The organism is Oceanicella sp. (assembly GCF_056449545.1).
The window spans coordinates 56468-69578 of sequence record NZ_JBWOMN010000142.1; the positions used below are offsets into that span (position 1 = coordinate 56468).

16 protein-coding genes and 1 tRNA gene are annotated in these 13111 nt (G+C 68.9%); 10 read left to right on the plus strand and 7 right to left on the minus strand.

Annotated features, from left to right (window positions below; translation table 11 throughout):
* Positions 1–19: 19 nt before the first annotated feature.
* The 3 genes from AC1HC7_RS18305 to glmU all read right to left on the minus strand — a co-directional run bounded on the left by AC1HC7_RS18305 (position 20) and on the right by glmU (position 3810).
* On the minus strand, positions 20–487 hold the full coding sequence (locus AC1HC7_RS18305; protein ID WP_479498429.1) for a hypothetical protein: 468 nt from the start codon (positions 485–487) through the stop codon (positions 20–22).
* Between the two features lie 61 nt (positions 488–548).
* Positions 549–2372: a glutamine--fructose-6-phosphate transaminase (isomerizing) gene (glmS, locus tag AC1HC7_RS18310; RefSeq protein ID WP_479499294.1), complete on the minus strand. Its 1824-nt coding sequence runs from the start codon at positions 2370–2372 to the stop codon at positions 549–551.
* Between the two features lie 16 nt (positions 2373–2388).
* Entirely contained in the window at positions 2389–3810 is a 1422-nt protein-coding gene (gene glmU, locus AC1HC7_RS18315) for a bifunctional UDP-N-acetylglucosamine diphosphorylase/glucosamine-1-phosphate N-acetyltransferase GlmU (RefSeq protein ID WP_479498431.1), read from the minus strand.
* A gap of 131 nt (positions 3811–3941) precedes the next feature.
* On the opposite strand from glmU, the gene AC1HC7_RS18320 reads away from it, so the two are divergent.
* Positions 3942–4673 (plus strand): HAD hydrolase-like protein, encoded by a 732-nt coding sequence (locus AC1HC7_RS18320; RefSeq protein WP_479498432.1) that lies wholly within the window; start codon positions 3942–3944, stop codon positions 4671–4673.
* A 35-nt stretch (positions 4674–4708) separates the two neighbouring features.
* Positions 4709–4784, plus strand: a tRNA-Val gene (locus AC1HC7_RS18325).
* 136 nt (positions 4785–4920) lie between these two features.
* Here the strand turns inward: AC1HC7_RS18325 and AC1HC7_RS18330 are convergent.
* Positions 4921–5160, minus strand: coding sequence for an Lrp/AsnC ligand binding domain-containing protein (locus AC1HC7_RS18330; protein WP_479499297.1), 240 nt, complete (start codon positions 5158–5160; stop codon positions 4921–4923).
* On the opposite strand from AC1HC7_RS18330, the gene AC1HC7_RS18335 reads away from it, so the two are divergent.
* The 7 genes from AC1HC7_RS18335 to AC1HC7_RS18365 all read left to right on the plus strand — a co-directional run bounded on the left by AC1HC7_RS18335 (position 5159) and on the right by AC1HC7_RS18365 (position 9812).
* Positions 5159–5341, plus strand: a complete 183-nt coding sequence (locus AC1HC7_RS18335; protein WP_479499298.1) for an aldehyde dehydrogenase family protein — start codon at positions 5159–5161, stop codon at positions 5339–5341. The two genes, AC1HC7_RS18330 and AC1HC7_RS18335, sit on opposite strands and share 2 nt — an antisense overlap.
* Before the next feature lie 8 nt (positions 5342–5349).
* Positions 5350–5583 (plus strand): hypothetical protein, encoded by a 234-nt coding sequence (locus tag AC1HC7_RS18340; protein ID WP_479499295.1) that lies wholly within the window; start codon positions 5350–5352, stop codon positions 5581–5583.
* Between the two features lie 241 nt (positions 5584–5824).
* Positions 5825–6709, plus strand: coding sequence for a diaminopimelate epimerase (gene dapF, locus AC1HC7_RS18345; RefSeq protein ID WP_479495240.1), 885 nt, complete (start codon positions 5825–5827; stop codon positions 6707–6709).
* Positions 6706–7458 carry an amino acid ABC transporter ATP-binding protein gene (locus AC1HC7_RS18350; protein ID WP_479495241.1) on the plus strand — a complete coding sequence of 251 codons (753 nt, stop codon included), beginning with the start codon at positions 6706–6708 and terminating at the stop codon, positions 7456–7458. Before dapF ends, AC1HC7_RS18350 begins: the two co-directional genes overlap by 4 nt.
* Positions 7459–7585: 127 nt before the next feature.
* Positions 7586–8299, plus strand: a complete 714-nt coding sequence (locus tag AC1HC7_RS18355) for a substrate-binding periplasmic protein (protein WP_479495242.1) — start codon at positions 7586–7588, stop codon at positions 8297–8299.
* Positions 8300–8419: 120 nt separating this feature from the next.
* Positions 8420–9112: an amino acid ABC transporter permease gene (locus tag AC1HC7_RS18360; protein ID WP_479495243.1), complete on the plus strand. Its 693-nt coding sequence runs from the start codon at positions 8420–8422 to the stop codon at positions 9110–9112.
* Between the two features lie 10 nt (positions 9113–9122).
* Positions 9123–9812, plus strand: a complete 690-nt coding sequence (locus AC1HC7_RS18365) for an amino acid ABC transporter permease (protein ID WP_479495244.1) — start codon at positions 9123–9125, stop codon at positions 9810–9812.
* A gap of 52 nt (positions 9813–9864) precedes the next feature.
* On the opposite strand, the gene hisH is transcribed toward AC1HC7_RS18365, so the two are convergent.
* From hisH to AC1HC7_RS18380, 3 genes are all read right to left on the minus strand, one after another.
* On the minus strand, positions 9865–10506 hold the full coding sequence (gene hisH / locus AC1HC7_RS18370; protein WP_479495245.1) for an imidazole glycerol phosphate synthase subunit HisH: 642 nt from the start codon (positions 10504–10506) through the stop codon (positions 9865–9867).
* The gene (hisB, locus tag AC1HC7_RS18375; protein ID WP_479495246.1) at positions 10506–11093 is read right to left on the minus strand and encodes an imidazoleglycerol-phosphate dehydratase HisB; all 588 of its coding nucleotides are present in this window, start codon (positions 11091–11093) and stop codon (positions 10506–10508) included. Before hisB ends, hisH begins: the two co-directional genes overlap by 1 nt.
* A gap of 62 nt (positions 11094–11155) precedes the next feature.
* Positions 11156–12436, minus strand: coding sequence for a glycerate kinase type-2 family protein (locus AC1HC7_RS18380; RefSeq protein WP_479499296.1), 1281 nt, complete (start codon positions 12434–12436; stop codon positions 11156–11158).
* A gap of 148 nt (positions 12437–12584) precedes the next feature.
* Between AC1HC7_RS18380 and hslV the strand changes: the two genes are divergently transcribed.
* Positions 12585–13111: ATP-dependent protease subunit HslV (gene hslV / locus AC1HC7_RS18385; RefSeq protein ID WP_479495248.1), on the plus strand; the 527-nt coding region annotated here is incomplete at its 3' end.

Consider the following 13111-nt stretch of genomic DNA (forward strand, 5'->3'; position numbering starts at 1 on the left):
TTTCGACCATGGCGCAGGCTCAGCCCTGCCGGGTCATGATGATGCGGTTGCGCACCTTGCCCAGCCGCCGCGTGCCGTGGAGGCGACCGTTCTCGATCCAGTATTCCACCGTCGCCGAGCCCTTGCGCACCCGCAGCCGCCCGTCCTCGCCGATGACCCCGCGTCGCGTGAAGGCGGTGGCGTCGGGGTTGAAGCCGGGGCCGTGCGCGTCGAACATCACCGCGGTGCCCGAGGATTCAACCTGCAGCACATAGAGGTCATGGCACACCCGCCCGTCCCAGGCGCCGCCGCCCCACTTGCCCAGAAACGCCGTCATCGCCTTGGGCACGTCGGCGCGCGGCTTGGCGATCCTGGGCTGCACATAGGGATCGACGGTGTAGCAATCGGGCTGGATCAGCTTTGAATCCAACGTCGCGGTCTTCTTCGCGACCCCGCCGCCGCAGCCCGCCACGAGCGCCGCAAGTAGAAGAAAGATCTTCGATTTCATCGTGTTGTCCTGCAAGCGGCGTGTTGTCCGCCTGTCCGCCTGTTTCCTGCCTGCGCGCAGCTTACTCCACTGTCACCGATTTCGCCAGATTGCGCGGCTGGTCCACGTCCTTGCCCAGCGCCGCGGCGGCGAAATAGGCCAGTTGCTGGGCCGGCGCGGCGTAGACGATGGGGGCGATGAAGGGGTCGCAATCGGGCATGCGCACCACGCGCGAGACGCCCTCGCCGGCGATTCGCGCGCCCTCGGCATCGGTGATCAGGATGATGCTGCCATTGCGCGCCATGACCTCCTGCATGTTGGAGACGGTCTTTTCGAACAGCGCGTCGCGCGGCGCCATCACCACCACCGGCACGTCGGGGTCGACCAGCGCGATGGGGCCGTGCTTGAGTTCGCCCGAGGCGTAGCCCTCGGCGTGGATATAGCTGATCTCCTTGAGCTTCAGCGCGCCTTCCAGCGCCAGCGGGAACATGGCGCCGCGCCCCAGATACAGCACGTCGCGGGCCTGCGATATCTGCAGCGCCGCCGCCTTGACCTCGGCCTCCATGTTCAGCGCCTCGGCGATCTTGCGCGGGGTTTCCGACAGCGCCCTGACCAGCCGCGCCTCCTCGGCCGCGTCGAGGCGCCCGCGCTGGCGCCCGGCGAGGATCGCCAGCGTCGCCAGCGTCACCAGCTGGCTGGTGAACGCCTTGGTCGAGGCGACGCCGATTTCCGGCCCGGCGAGGATCGGCAGCACCAGATCCGATTGCCGCGCGATCGAGCTTTCGGTGACGTTGACCACCGAAATCACGTGCTTGACCAGCGGCGCCGCGTAGTTGAGCGCCGCCAGCGTGTCCGCGGTCTCGCCCGACTGGCTGACGAAGATCGCCGCGTCGCGCGCGCTCAGCGGCGGCTCGCGGTAGCGGAATTCCGAGGCGACGTCGATTTCCACCGGGATGCCGGCCAGCCGTTCGAACCAGTATTTGGCCACGTGGCAGGCGTAATGGGCGGTGCCGCAGGCCACCAGCACCAGCCGGTCAAGCGCGGCGAAATCGATCGCCTCCGCCGGGCTCTGCACCGCGGTGCGTTCATTGTTGAGGTATTGCGCCACGGCGTAGGCGATCACGGTGGGCTGTTCGTGGATCTCCTTGGCCATGAAATGCTTGTATTCGCCCTTCTCGGCCAGCACCGAATTCACCGCCACGGTGCGGATGGGGCGGTTGGCCCGTTCGCCGGCCTGGTTGCGGATCTCGGCCCCGGCGCGGGTGACCACGGCGCAGTCGCCTTCCTCGAGATAGGTGACGCGGGCGGTCAGCGGGGCCAGCGCGAAGGCGTCTGAGCCCACATACATTTCGCCGTCCCCATGGCCGATGGCCAGCGGTGAGCCGCGCCGCGCGGCCACCATCAGATCCTCCTCGCCGTCAAACAGGAAGCACAGCGCGAAGGCGCCTTCGAGATCGGCGAGCGTGGCGATCGCCGCCGCCGCCGGGTCGAGGCCGCGATCCAGATAGCGTTCGCACAGATGCACCACGGTTTCGGTGTCGGTCTGGGTCTGGAACGCGTAGCCGTCGGATTCGAGGCTCTGGCGCAATTCGCGGAAATTCTCGATGATGCCGTTATGGACAACCGCCACCCGTTGCGCCGCGTGCGGGTGGGCGTTGGCGGTGGTGGCGGCGCCATGGGTGGCCCAGCGCGTGTGGCCGATGCCGATGGTCCCGGCGATGGGGTCGCGATCAAGCAGCGCCGCCAGTTCCGACAGCTTGCCGGTGGCGCGCCGCCGGTCCAGCGCCCCGTCATGCACCGTCGCCAGCCCGGCGCTGTCATAGCCGCGATATTCGAGCCGCTGCAGGGCGTCGAGGATCAGCGGCGCCGCGTCCCGCGTCCCGAGAATGCCGACAATGCCGCACATGATAGGTCTCCCTGTTTCAGGATTCGCCCTTGGCGCGGGCCTTCTTCGCGGCGTCGAGCCGTTCGCGGAACACCCGCGCCAGCCCGGGCTTGATCACCTGGCGCCCGCGCGCCAGCACCAGCGCGTCGCCGGGCACGTCCTCGGTCAGCGTCGATCCGGCGGCCACCAGCGCGCCGTCGCCGATGCTGACCGGCGCCACCAGCGCCGAATTCGAGCCGATGAACGCGCCGGCGCCGATCTCGGTGCGGTGCTTCAGATAGCCGTCGTAGTTGCAGGTGATGGTCCCGGCGCCGAGATTGGCGCGGGCGCCCACATGGGCGTCGCCCACATAGCTCAGATGGCTGACTTTGGCGCCCTCGTCCAGAACCGCGTTCTTGACCTCGACGAAATTGCCCACCTTCGCCGAGGGGCCGATCTCCGCCCCCGGGCGCAGCCGCGCATAGGGGCCGACGATCGCGCCCGCCGAAACGTGGCAGCCCTCCAGATGCGAGAACGCCCGGATTTCCGCCCCGGTTTCAATGGTGACGCCGGGGCCGAACACCACGTTGGGCTCGATCAGCGCATCGCGCCCCACATGGGTGTCGCGGGCGAAGAACACCGTGTCGGGGGCGACCAGCGTGACGCCGGTCTCCAGCGCCTCGGCGCGGGCGCGGCGCTGGAACGCCGCCTCGACCGCCGCCAGCTCGGCGCGGGAATTGACGCCGATGGTCTCGGATTCCGGGCATTCCACCACCTCGGCGCGCAACCCGTCGGCGCGGGCCAGCCCGATCAGGTCGGTGAGATAGTGTTCGCCCTTGGCGTTGTCGTTGCCGATGCGCGCCACCAGCCCGGCGAAGCGCGCGCCGTCGATGCACATCACCCCGGAATTGCACAGCGTCACCGCCAGTTCGTCGGGCGTGGCCTCCCTGGCCTCGACGATGCGGTCAAGCCCGCCGTCACCGTCAAGGATCAGTCGCCCGTAGCCCCCCGGCGCCGCGGCGCGAAACCCCAGCACCACGGCGCTTGCGCCCGCGTCCCGTCGCGCGGCCATGGCGTGCAGGGTCGCGGCGCCGATCAGCGGCGTGTCGCCGTAGAGCACGAACACGTCGCCGGAAAACCCGTCCAGCGCCGGGCAGGCCTGCGCCGCGGCGTGGCCGGTGCCGAGCTGGTCCCGCTGGATGACGATGACCGCGTCGGGGTCCATGTCATGGGCGGCGGCGCGCACCGCCGCGGCGCCGTGGCCCGCCACCACCACCACCTTCACCGGGTCGAGCGCGCCGGCCGCGCCCATCACGTGATGCAGCAGCGGCGCCGCGCCCACGCGGTGCAGGGTCTTGGGCAAATCGGATTTCATCCGCGTGCCCATGCCGGCGGCGAGGATGATCGCGGCGGCGGGGCGCCTGGCGGATCTGGCGGCGGGGGCGCCCGCGGGCGCGCCTGATTCTGCTCGACTTGTCATGGAGAGCCTCATACCACCGGAAACAGAGGACAAAAAAGGCGGATCGGCGACATAAGACCTCAGAACTTGTTACCAATCGTTGCGAGGCTGGGTGATTTTTCGGATTTGGCGGGCGAGGGACGGGACGCTTCATGACGCAAGACCCAAGACGCGGCGCGGTTTTCGATCTCGACGGCACGCTTGCGGACACCAGCGGCGACCTGATCGCCGCCGCCAACGCGGCGCTGGCCGAATCCGGGATCGGGCGCGGGGATGGGGCGCTTGACCCGGCGCGCGACCAGGGCGTCGCCGGGCGCGGCGCCCGGGCGCTGCTGACGCTGGGGCTCGCGCGGGCCGGGCGGGTCGGCGATGTCGAGGCGGATCTCGCCGTTCTGACGCCGCGGTTCCTCGCGCGCTACGAGGCCGGGATCGCCGAACGCTCGCGCCTGTTCCCGGGCGCGCTCGCCTGCCTCGACATGCTGGCGGAGTCGGGCTGGGCGCTGGCGGTCTGCACCAACAAGCCGGAGCGGCTGGCGCATCTGCTGCTGGAGGCGCTGGGCGTGCGCGACCGCTTCGCGGCGCTGCTGGGGTCGGATACGCTGACGGTGCGAAAACCCGATCCGCGGCATCTGTGGGAATCGGTGGCGCGGGCGGGGGCCGCGCGGGGGGCTTCGGCGCTGATCGGCGACACGGCGACCGACCGCCTGACCGCGCAGAACGCCGGCATGCCCTGCGTGCTGATGGATTTCGGCCTGTCGGCGGACGACCCGGCGGCGCTGGCGCCCGAGGCGGTGATCACCGATTTCGCCGATCTGCCGGGGGTCCTGCGCGGGCTGATCCCCGATCGGGACGGCGACGGCGCGGCGGCGAACATATCCCCTTGACCCGCCTCGCGGCGCCCCATATAGACCAGCGCACCGGGCGGTTAGCTCAGTTGGTAGAGCACAGTGTTCACATCGCTGGGGTCACTGGTTCGAACCCAGTACCGCCCACCAAACATTCCCCCAAGACGCCGAATCCCGAAAAGCCGCCTTCCCGGAACGTCGCCGGACTCCGCCGGCCGTCTGCGCCAGGCGCCCCGCGGCGATCCCGGCCCGCCGCCGGTTGGATCCGGCGCATGGGCGATCGCCCCTATCGGTCGATCTTGGTCGACAGGATCACCGGGGACATGGTTTCGTCGATGCCTTCCAGGCCGCCGATCCGGTCGATCGTCGCGTCCAGCTTCGCCATCGACGCGGCCGAAATCACCGCGGCCAGATCAAATGCGCCGCTGATCGAATGCAGCGACGTCACCTGCGCGACGTCGCCCAGGGATCTTTCGAGATCGGCGCGAAGGTTTCGCGGCGCCCGGTGGGGGGGCTGCGCCGTCATCACCGCCTTCGACTTTCCCGGCGCCCCGTGGCGCCGGAACGCGGCGCTGGCGCTGGTCTGCGGCGATCCGGTGATCTGGAAGCCGTCGGAAAAGACTCCGCTGGCGGCGCTGGCCACGCAAAAGATCTGCGACCGCGCGCCGGCGCGGTTCGGCGATGCGCCAAAGGGCCGAAGGGCCTGATCCAGACCGTGATCGGCGATCGGGACGCGGGCGCGGCGCTGACCGGTTCGCGCGGCGTGGCGATCGTGTTTTCCGCCCTGGGCGCCAAGCAGACCGCGATCGCCTGGACCACCGCCGGTTCGGTGGCGGCGGTGGTCGAGATGGTGCGCGACGGCGTCCTGTCCGATCGGGGGGGTCTCAAGCAGGAAGACATCCCGCTTTCGGATTTTCTCGCCACCCAAACCGGCGGGCTGTTCGCTTGAGGCCCGGGCGGCCCCGCCGCGCGAGCGGTTTTGCGCCATGCCCCCCCCCCCCCGAATGCCCCCCCCCGAATGCCCCCTCTGAATGCGATCCGCCGGTCGATCCGGCGGTCTCGAGGGGCGAATCTGACGCGATCCGAAAATGCGACGTTGCGTCCGGCCGCCATTGAAGCGACGTTGACGGCGCGCCCGGCATGGCCGGCCGGTGCGGGAGTCCCGTGTCGGGGCAGGGGATGAAGAACCAATGAACAAGGCATGGGGCGGCATCGTCCCGTCGAGAGGACGGCGTTTCGTCAAGATGCAGGGGCTGCGCAATCATTTCGCCATCGTCGACGCCCGGCAGGCGCCGTACCGCCCGACGACGGCCGAAATCGTTCGGATCTGCGATGTCCAGACCGGAATCGGCGCGGATCAGCTGCTGGTGGTGGAGCCGCCGAGCAGGGCCGGCGCCGCCGCCGGCGCCCTTGCCTTCATGCGGATCATCAATATCGACGGGCGCGATGCGGAGGCCTGCGGCAACGCAACGCGCTGCGTCGCCTGGCTGCTGCTGGAAGAAACCGGCGCGGACGACATCATCCTGGAAACCCTGGCCGGGCCGCTGCCATGCCGGCGCGCGGCCGAAAAAACCGTCAGCGTGGGGATGGGCGGCATCTCGACCGACTGGGCGGCGATCCCGTTGGCGGCGCCCGTGGACACGATGAACCTGCCGGTGGCAAGCGGGCCGCTGCGCAATGGCGTCGCCCTGAACATCGGCAATCCGCATGCGGTGTTTTTCGTCGATGATCTGGACGCGGTCGACATGGCCAGACACGCCCACGCGATCCAGAACGACCCGCTGTTTCCCCAGAAGGTCAATGTCGGGGCGGCGCAGCTTGTCAGCGAAGACCGCATCCGGCTTTCGGTCTATGAACGCCCGGGCATCCTGACGGCGGCCTGCGGCAGCGGCGCCTGCGTGGCCACCCGCGCCGCCCGGCTGCTGGGGCTGACGCGGGCGGCGAAGGTCAGGGTGGAAATGGCCGCCGGATCGGTGGAGATCGAGATGCTTGAAAACAACGGCGCCGTCATGACCGGGCCGGTGGATTTCTGTTTCAGCGGCGCGTTGTCCGGCCTGGAAGGACAGTGCGGATGAGCGAGCCCATGATCACGATCGACCACGTCTGCAAGACCTACCATATCAAGACTCGCGCCGAACCGGTGCGCGCGCTGGACGACGTCACCAACCATGTCGACCGGGGCGAGGTGGTGGTGATCATCGGACCCTCCGGTTCGGGCAAGTCCACATTGCTGCGTTCGCTCAACGGGCTGCAGAAGGTCGACAGCGGCTCGATCACCGTTGACGGGGTCGAGATCACCGACGGGAAGGCCGATCTGAACAAGCTGCGCGCCAAGGTCGGCATGGTGTTCCAGCATTTCAACCTGTTCAACCACAAGACCACGCTGGAAAACATCGTGCTGCCGCAGATGGTGGTGCTCAAGCGGTCCCGGCAGGAGGCCGAGCAGATCGCCCGCGACCTGCTGGCCAAGGTCGGCATACCCGATCTGACCGGCAACTACCCCTCGATGCTGTCGGGGGGACAGCAGCAGCGGGTGGCGATCGCGCGGTCGCTGGCGATGAACCCCAGGGTGATGCTGTTTGACGAGGCCACCTCGGCGCTGGACCCGGAAACCGTCGGCGGGGTGCTGGAATTGATGCGCGAGCTGGCCGCCGAGGGCATGACCATGGCGGTGGTGACCCACGAGATGGGATTCGCGCGCGAGGCCGCCGACCGGATGATATTCATGGATGCGGGCGCGGTGGTGGAGGAAAACGCGCCGGACGCGTTTTTCGACGATCCGCAATCCGAGCGGGCCAGGGAATTCCTGCGCCAGATACTCTGAAACACCTGACGACGACATCTCGGAAATCATGGAGGAAAAGATGAGATTGAAAACCACATTCGCAGCGGCGGTCGCCGGACTTTGCGCAGCCCTGGCCGCGACCGTCTCGCTCGCCCAGGAATCGACGATGGAGAAAATCGTTCGCACCGGCAAGATCAGCATCGCCGTGCAGACCCAGGGCCCGCCGGTCAGTTTCATCGACAGGAACGGCGAGCGGACCGGCCTTGCCATCGAAATCGCCCAGATGATGGCCGATGACATGGGGCTGGAGCTGGTGATCCAGGATTACGACTGGAAAGGCCTGATCCCGGCGCTGCTGACCGGCAAGGCCGATTTCATCGCCGCCGACATGACCCCGACCGCCAAGCGCAGCCTGCAGATCACCTTCACCGAGCCGGTGTTCTACGCCGAGATCATCGCCTTTTCCAAGGCGGATTCCGGCCTGAATTCATGGGCGGACCTGAATGCCGACGGCATGTCGGTCGCGGCGACGCAAGCGTCGTCCTACGCCGATGCGGCGCGCAAGAGCCTGCCCAAGGCCGAGCTGAAGGAATATTCCGGCGGCACGGCGCAGGCGGTTCAGGCGGTCGTCGCCGGACGCGCGACCGGCGGGGTTTCGGACCGGGCGACGTTCTCGGGCTTCATGAACTCGATCGAGGGGCTGAAGGTGCTGGACGGCACGCTGAACCGCGAACCGCTTGGTTTCGCCACCCGCCCCGATTCCCTGCATCTGCTGCGGTCGCTGGACAACTACATGCGTCTGATCCGCGCCGATGGACGCCTGGAGGAAAAGCTGGACTACTGGTGGAACTCCACCGCGTGGGAGGCCGACCACAAGTAAGCCCTTGGGCGCCGCGGCCAGACCCGCTGGCCGCGGCGCCGGATCTTCAGAACGCCCCCAGAATCGCCCCCCGAAACGCACCCCGAATCGCCCCCCGAAACGCAGGACGGTGACGCCGCCATGGAATGGCTCCAGCACTATTTCAATTTTCGCCTCGTCTGGCAGTATTCGGATGTGTTCGCGCAAGGCGTTTTCCAGACCCTTTGGCTGTCCGCCGTCGTCCTGATCCTGTCGCTGATCTTCGGCACGATGGTGGCGCTGGCGCGGATGTCCGCGGTGGCGCTGATCTGGCGACCCGTGGCCGGCTACATCCAGTTCATCCGCTCGACGCCGCTGCTGATCCAGATCTACCTGATCTACTACGGACTGCCCGCGCTGCTGCCCATCGGCAATTTCTTTGACGAGACCGAAACCGCCATCATGGCGCTGACCATCCACACCTCGCCCTATATGGGCGAGATCATCCGCGCCGGCATCGAATCCATTTCGCGCGGTCAGGCCGAGGGCGCGCTGTCGGTCGGGATGACGCCGCGCCAGACCATGTTCCACATCATCCTGCCCCAGGCGCTGGCCAATGTGATGCCGCCCCTGCTGGGTCAGACCGCGGTGCTGATCAAGGACACGTCGCTGTTCAGCATCATCGCGGTGTTCGAACTGATGGGGGCGGGGCTGCGGATGTTTTCGGAAACGGTGATATCCACCGAAAGCTATGTCACCACCGCGGTGCTGTATCTGGCGATCTATGCGCTGATGCTGGTGATCTCGGGCGTTCTGCAACGCAAGCTGGGCGGTTCGGCCTGGCGGGCCAACTAGGGGCGCGGGCATGGACTGGGTTCTGAAGAAATGGGCGATCGTCGACAGCCTCGGCCCGTTCCTGTTCAAGGGGCTGTGGGTGACGTTCGAGATTTCGATTCTGGCGATTTTCCTCGGGTCGGCGCTGGGGTTCGTCCTGGGCGTGTCCAAGACGCTGGACGTCCGGCCGGTGAACTGGGCGATCAACGGCTATCTGCACATCCTGCGCGGATCGCCCTATCTGGTGCAGCTCTACATCATCTTCTTCGTGCTGCCGTCGCTGGACGTTTCCTGGCTCAAGTTCGACAGCTTCACCGCGGCGATCGTGTCGCTGTCGCTCTACACCTCCAGCTACGTCACCGAGATCGTCGCCTCGGCCATCGTCGCCGTGCCAAACGGGCAGGCCGAGGCGGCGCGATCGACCGGCATGAGCAAGGCGCAGACCTATCTGCACGTGGTGATCCCGCAGGCGCTGAAACTGGCGATCCCGCCCATGGCCAGCGTCTATGTGATCGTGATCAAGAGCACCGCCATCCTGTCGGTGATCGGGGTGGCCGAACTGACCCGCCAGGGCGAGGTCGCCATCATGCGCATGCCCGGCGACATCATGTTCATCTATCTGCTGGTGGCGCTGTTCTATTTTTTCTATTGCTACCCGGTCCTGCGGTTTTCCAAATGGGCGGAGACCCGGTTCGGGTCGATCGGCAGCCCCGAGCCATGAGCCCCCGGCCCCCGCAGGCGCGGCGCCGCGGCAGCGCGCGCCCCGCGGCCGTTCAGGGCGCCCAGTTCAGGAAATTGGCGATCAGGCGCAGGCCGGTGCGCTGACTTTTCTCGGGGTGAAACTGCGTGCCCACCATGTTGTCGCGGCCAACCGCCGCCGTCACCATCTCGCCGTAGTCGACATGGGCGAGCCGGTGTTCGGGCCGGCGCGGGCGCAGGTGATACGAATGCACGAAATAGGCGTGGGCGCCCGGCTCGATCCCGGCCAGCACCGGGTGATCCGCGGTCACGACCAATTCGTTCCAGCCCATATGCGGGATCTTCAGGCCCGGATCGTTGGGGGCGAGGCGCACCACCTCGCCGGGGATCCAGCCGAAGCCGTCGGTGGGGCCGTGCTCCTCGCCCGAACTGGCCATCAGCTGCATGCCGACGCAGATCCCGAGAAACGGCGCCCCGGCCCTGACCTTTTCGACGATGGCCTCGCGCAGGCCGGGGCGGGCGCGCAGCCCGGCCATGCAGTCGGCGAAGGCGCCGACGCCGGGCAGCACGATGCGGTCGGCGCGGCGCAGGGCCTCGGCCTCGCTGGTGACAAGAATGTCGCCGCCGGTCTCGCCCGCCATGCGCTGGAACGCCTTTTCCGCGGAGCGCAGGTTGCCCGAGCCGTAATCGACGATGGCGGTGAGCCCTGCCGCCATTACAGCGCGCCCTTGGTCGAGGGGATGGCGTCGGCCTTGCGCGGGTCGATCTCCACCGCCTCGCGCAGCGCCCGCGCCACCGCCTTGAACGCCGCCTCGACGATGTGGTGCGAATTCAGCCCGTCAAGCTTTTCCACATGCAGCGTGACGCCGCCATTCATCGCCAGGGCGGTGAAGAATTCGCGCGCCAGCTCGGTGTCGAAGGTTCCGATCTTTTGCGTCGGCAGGTCCAGCTTCCACACCAGAAAGGGGCGCCCCGACAGGTCCAGGGCCGCGCGCACCAGCGCCTCGTCCATGGGCAGCAGGCAGGCGCCGTAGCGGCGGATGCCGCGCTTGTCGCCCAGCGCCGCGCGCAGCGCCTGGCCAAGCGCGATGCCCACGTCCTCGACCGTGTGGTGATCGTCGACATGCAGATCGCCGCTGGCGCGCACCTTCATGTCGATCAGCGCGTGGCGCGCCAGCTGGTCCAGCATGTGATCGAAGAACCCGACGCCGGTGGCGTTGTCATGGATGCCGGTTCCGTCGAGGTCGATGGTCACGGCGATGTCGGTCTCGGCGGTCTTGCGGGTGAGCGAGGCTGTGCGCATGGGAGGTCTCCGGATTGCCGGGGGCGGTTATAGCCGTGCGCGCGCAGCGGCGCCAGAGGCGGCTACGGGATCAGGATGGCGCGGAAATCATTGACATTGGTCAGGGTCGGGCCGGTGACCACCAGATCGCCCAGCGCCGCGAAAAACGAATAGGCGTCGTTGTCGTCGAGGAATTTGCGCGGGTCCAGCCCCCTGGCGGCGGCGCGCGTCAGGGTGTCCGGGGCGATGATCGCGCCGGCGTTGGTCTCGACCCCGTCGATGCCGTCGGTGTCGCAGGCGATGGCGTGGATGTTTCCGCCCGCCAGATCCGGGCCCAGCGCCACCGCCAGCGCCAGCAGAAATTCGGCGTTGCGCCCGCCGCGCCCCCGGCCGCGCACGCTCACCGTGGTCTCGCCGCCCGAAAGCAGCGCGCAGGGGCGGGGCGCGGGCTGGCCGCGGCGCAGGACCTGGCGCGCGATCCCGGCCATGACCTGCGCGACCTCGCGCGCCTCGCCCTCGATGGAATCGCCCAGGATCACCGGCGCGAAGCCGCCGGCGCGCGCGGCGGTCGCCCCCGCCTCCAGCGCCATCTGCGGGGTGGCGATCAGGCGCAGCTCGCCGGGTGCGCCGGCGGGCGCCGGGCCGGGGGCGCGCAGGGCGGCCAGCGCGCCGTCAGGCGCCGCGAGGCCGCGTCGCCGGAGAATGGCCTCGGGCGCCTCGCCGGGACCCGGAAACACCGTCGGTCCGGAGCCGATCACCGCCGGATCGTCGCCCGGCACGTCCGAGATCAGATAGGTGATCAGCCGGGCCGGGGCCGCCGCCTGCGCCAGCCGCCCGCCCTTGATCGCCGACAGCGCCTGGCGCACCCGGTTCATCTCGTCGATCGGCGCGCCCGAGCGCAGCAGCGCCTTTGACAGCGCCTGCTTGTCGGCGAGCGTCACCCCCGGCGCCGGCAGGCTCAGCAGCGCCGAGGCCCCGCCCGAGATCAGCGCCACCACCAGATCGTCGGGCCCCGCCGCCTCGGCCATGGCGAGGATGCGCCGCGCCGCCATGACCCCGGCTTCGTCCGGGGTCGGATGCGCGGCCTCGACCACCTCCACCGAGCGGGTCCTGGCGCCATGGCCGTAGCGCGTCACCACCAGCCCCACGGGAAAGCGCCGGGAATGGGCGCGCCATGCGGTCTCGAACGCCGCCGCCATGCGCGCCGCGCCCTTGCCGGCGCCGAGCACCAGGCAGCGGCCCTCGGGGACCGGGGGCAGGGGGTCGAAGCGGCCCTCGGGACCCGAGGCCTCCAGCGCCGCGTCGAACATCTTCTTCAGCAGGGCGGCGGGCTCGGGGGCGGGCTCGGCTGGCGATTGGGGCATGAGCGCGGCTCCGGCTCGAAAAAACCAGCGTCACTCAAGCCGGGTGGCGCGGGCGGCGTCAAGCGCATATATGGAACGCGATCGGGGCCCGGCCCGCGGCGCCGTGCGATCCATAAGCGGCGCCCCCCCACGGGAAAAGCGAGACGGCATGAGCGAGACAAACCAGAATCCCGGCTGGCACGGCACCACCATCATCGGCGTGCGCAAGGGCGGGCGCGTGGTGGTGGCGGGCGACGGGCAGGTCAGCCTCGGCAACACCGTCATCAAGGGCAGCGCACGAAAAGTGCGCCGGCTGGCCCCGAAATCCGATGCCGGCGCCGAGGTGGTGGCGGGCTTCGCCGGATCGACCGCCGACGCCTTCACGCTGCTGGAACGCCTCGAGGCCAAGCTCGAGGCCAGCCCCGGGCAACTGGCGCGCGCCTGCGTGGATCTGGCCAAGGACTGGCGCACCGACAAGTATCTGCGCAATCTCGAGGCCATGCTGATCGTCACCGACGGCGCCGACCTGTTCGTGATCACCGGCGCCGGCGACGTGCTGGCGCCCGAACACGACGTGGCCGCCATCGGCTCGGGCGGCAATTTCGCGCTGGCCGCGGCGCGCGCCCTGATGGACAGCGATCTCGACGCCGAAACCGTGGCCCGCAAGGCCATGGCCATCGCCGCCGAGATCTGCGT

Coding starts and splice junctions, on each gene's coding strand:
- AC1HC7_RS18320 (WP_479498432.1), top strand. CDS start 3,942: ATGACGCAAGACCCAAGACGCGGCGCGGTTTTCGATCTCGACGGCACG.
- AC1HC7_RS18355 (WP_479495242.1), top strand. CDS start 7,586: ATGGAGAAAATCGTTCGCACCGGCAAGATCAGCATCGCCGTGCAGACC.
- AC1HC7_RS18380 (WP_479499296.1), bottom strand. CDS start 12,436: ATGCCCCAATCGCCAGCCGAGCCCGCCCCCGAGCCCGCCGCCCTGCTG.
- glmU (WP_479498431.1), bottom strand. CDS start 3,810: ATGACAAGTCGAGCAGAATCAGGCGCGCCCGCGGGCGCCCCCGCCGCC.
- AC1HC7_RS18350 (WP_479495241.1), top strand. CDS start 6,706: ATGAGCGAGCCCATGATCACGATCGACCACGTCTGCAAGACCTACCAT.
- hisH (WP_479495245.1), bottom strand. CDS start 10,506: ATGGCGGCAGGGCTCACCGCCATCGTCGATTACGGCTCGGGCAACCTG.
- AC1HC7_RS18360 (WP_479495243.1), top strand. CDS start 8,420: ATGGAATGGCTCCAGCACTATTTCAATTTTCGCCTCGTCTGGCAGTAT.
- AC1HC7_RS18365 (WP_479495244.1), top strand. CDS start 9,123: ATGGACTGGGTTCTGAAGAAATGGGCGATCGTCGACAGCCTCGGCCCG.
- dapF (WP_479495240.1), top strand. CDS start 5,825: ATGAACAAGGCATGGGGCGGCATCGTCCCGTCGAGAGGACGGCGTTTC.
- glmS (WP_479499294.1), bottom strand. CDS start 2,372: ATGTGCGGCATTGTCGGCATTCTCGGGACGCGGGACGCGGCGCCGCTG.
- AC1HC7_RS18330 (WP_479499297.1), bottom strand. CDS start 5,160: ATGACGGCGCAGCCCCCCCACCGGGCGCCGCGAAACCTTCGCGCCGAT.
- AC1HC7_RS18305 (WP_479498429.1), bottom strand. CDS start 487: ATGAAATCGAAGATCTTTCTTCTACTTGCGGCGCTCGTGGCGGGCTGC.
- hisB (WP_479495246.1), bottom strand. CDS start 11,093: ATGCGCACAGCCTCGCTCACCCGCAAGACCGCCGAGACCGACATCGCC.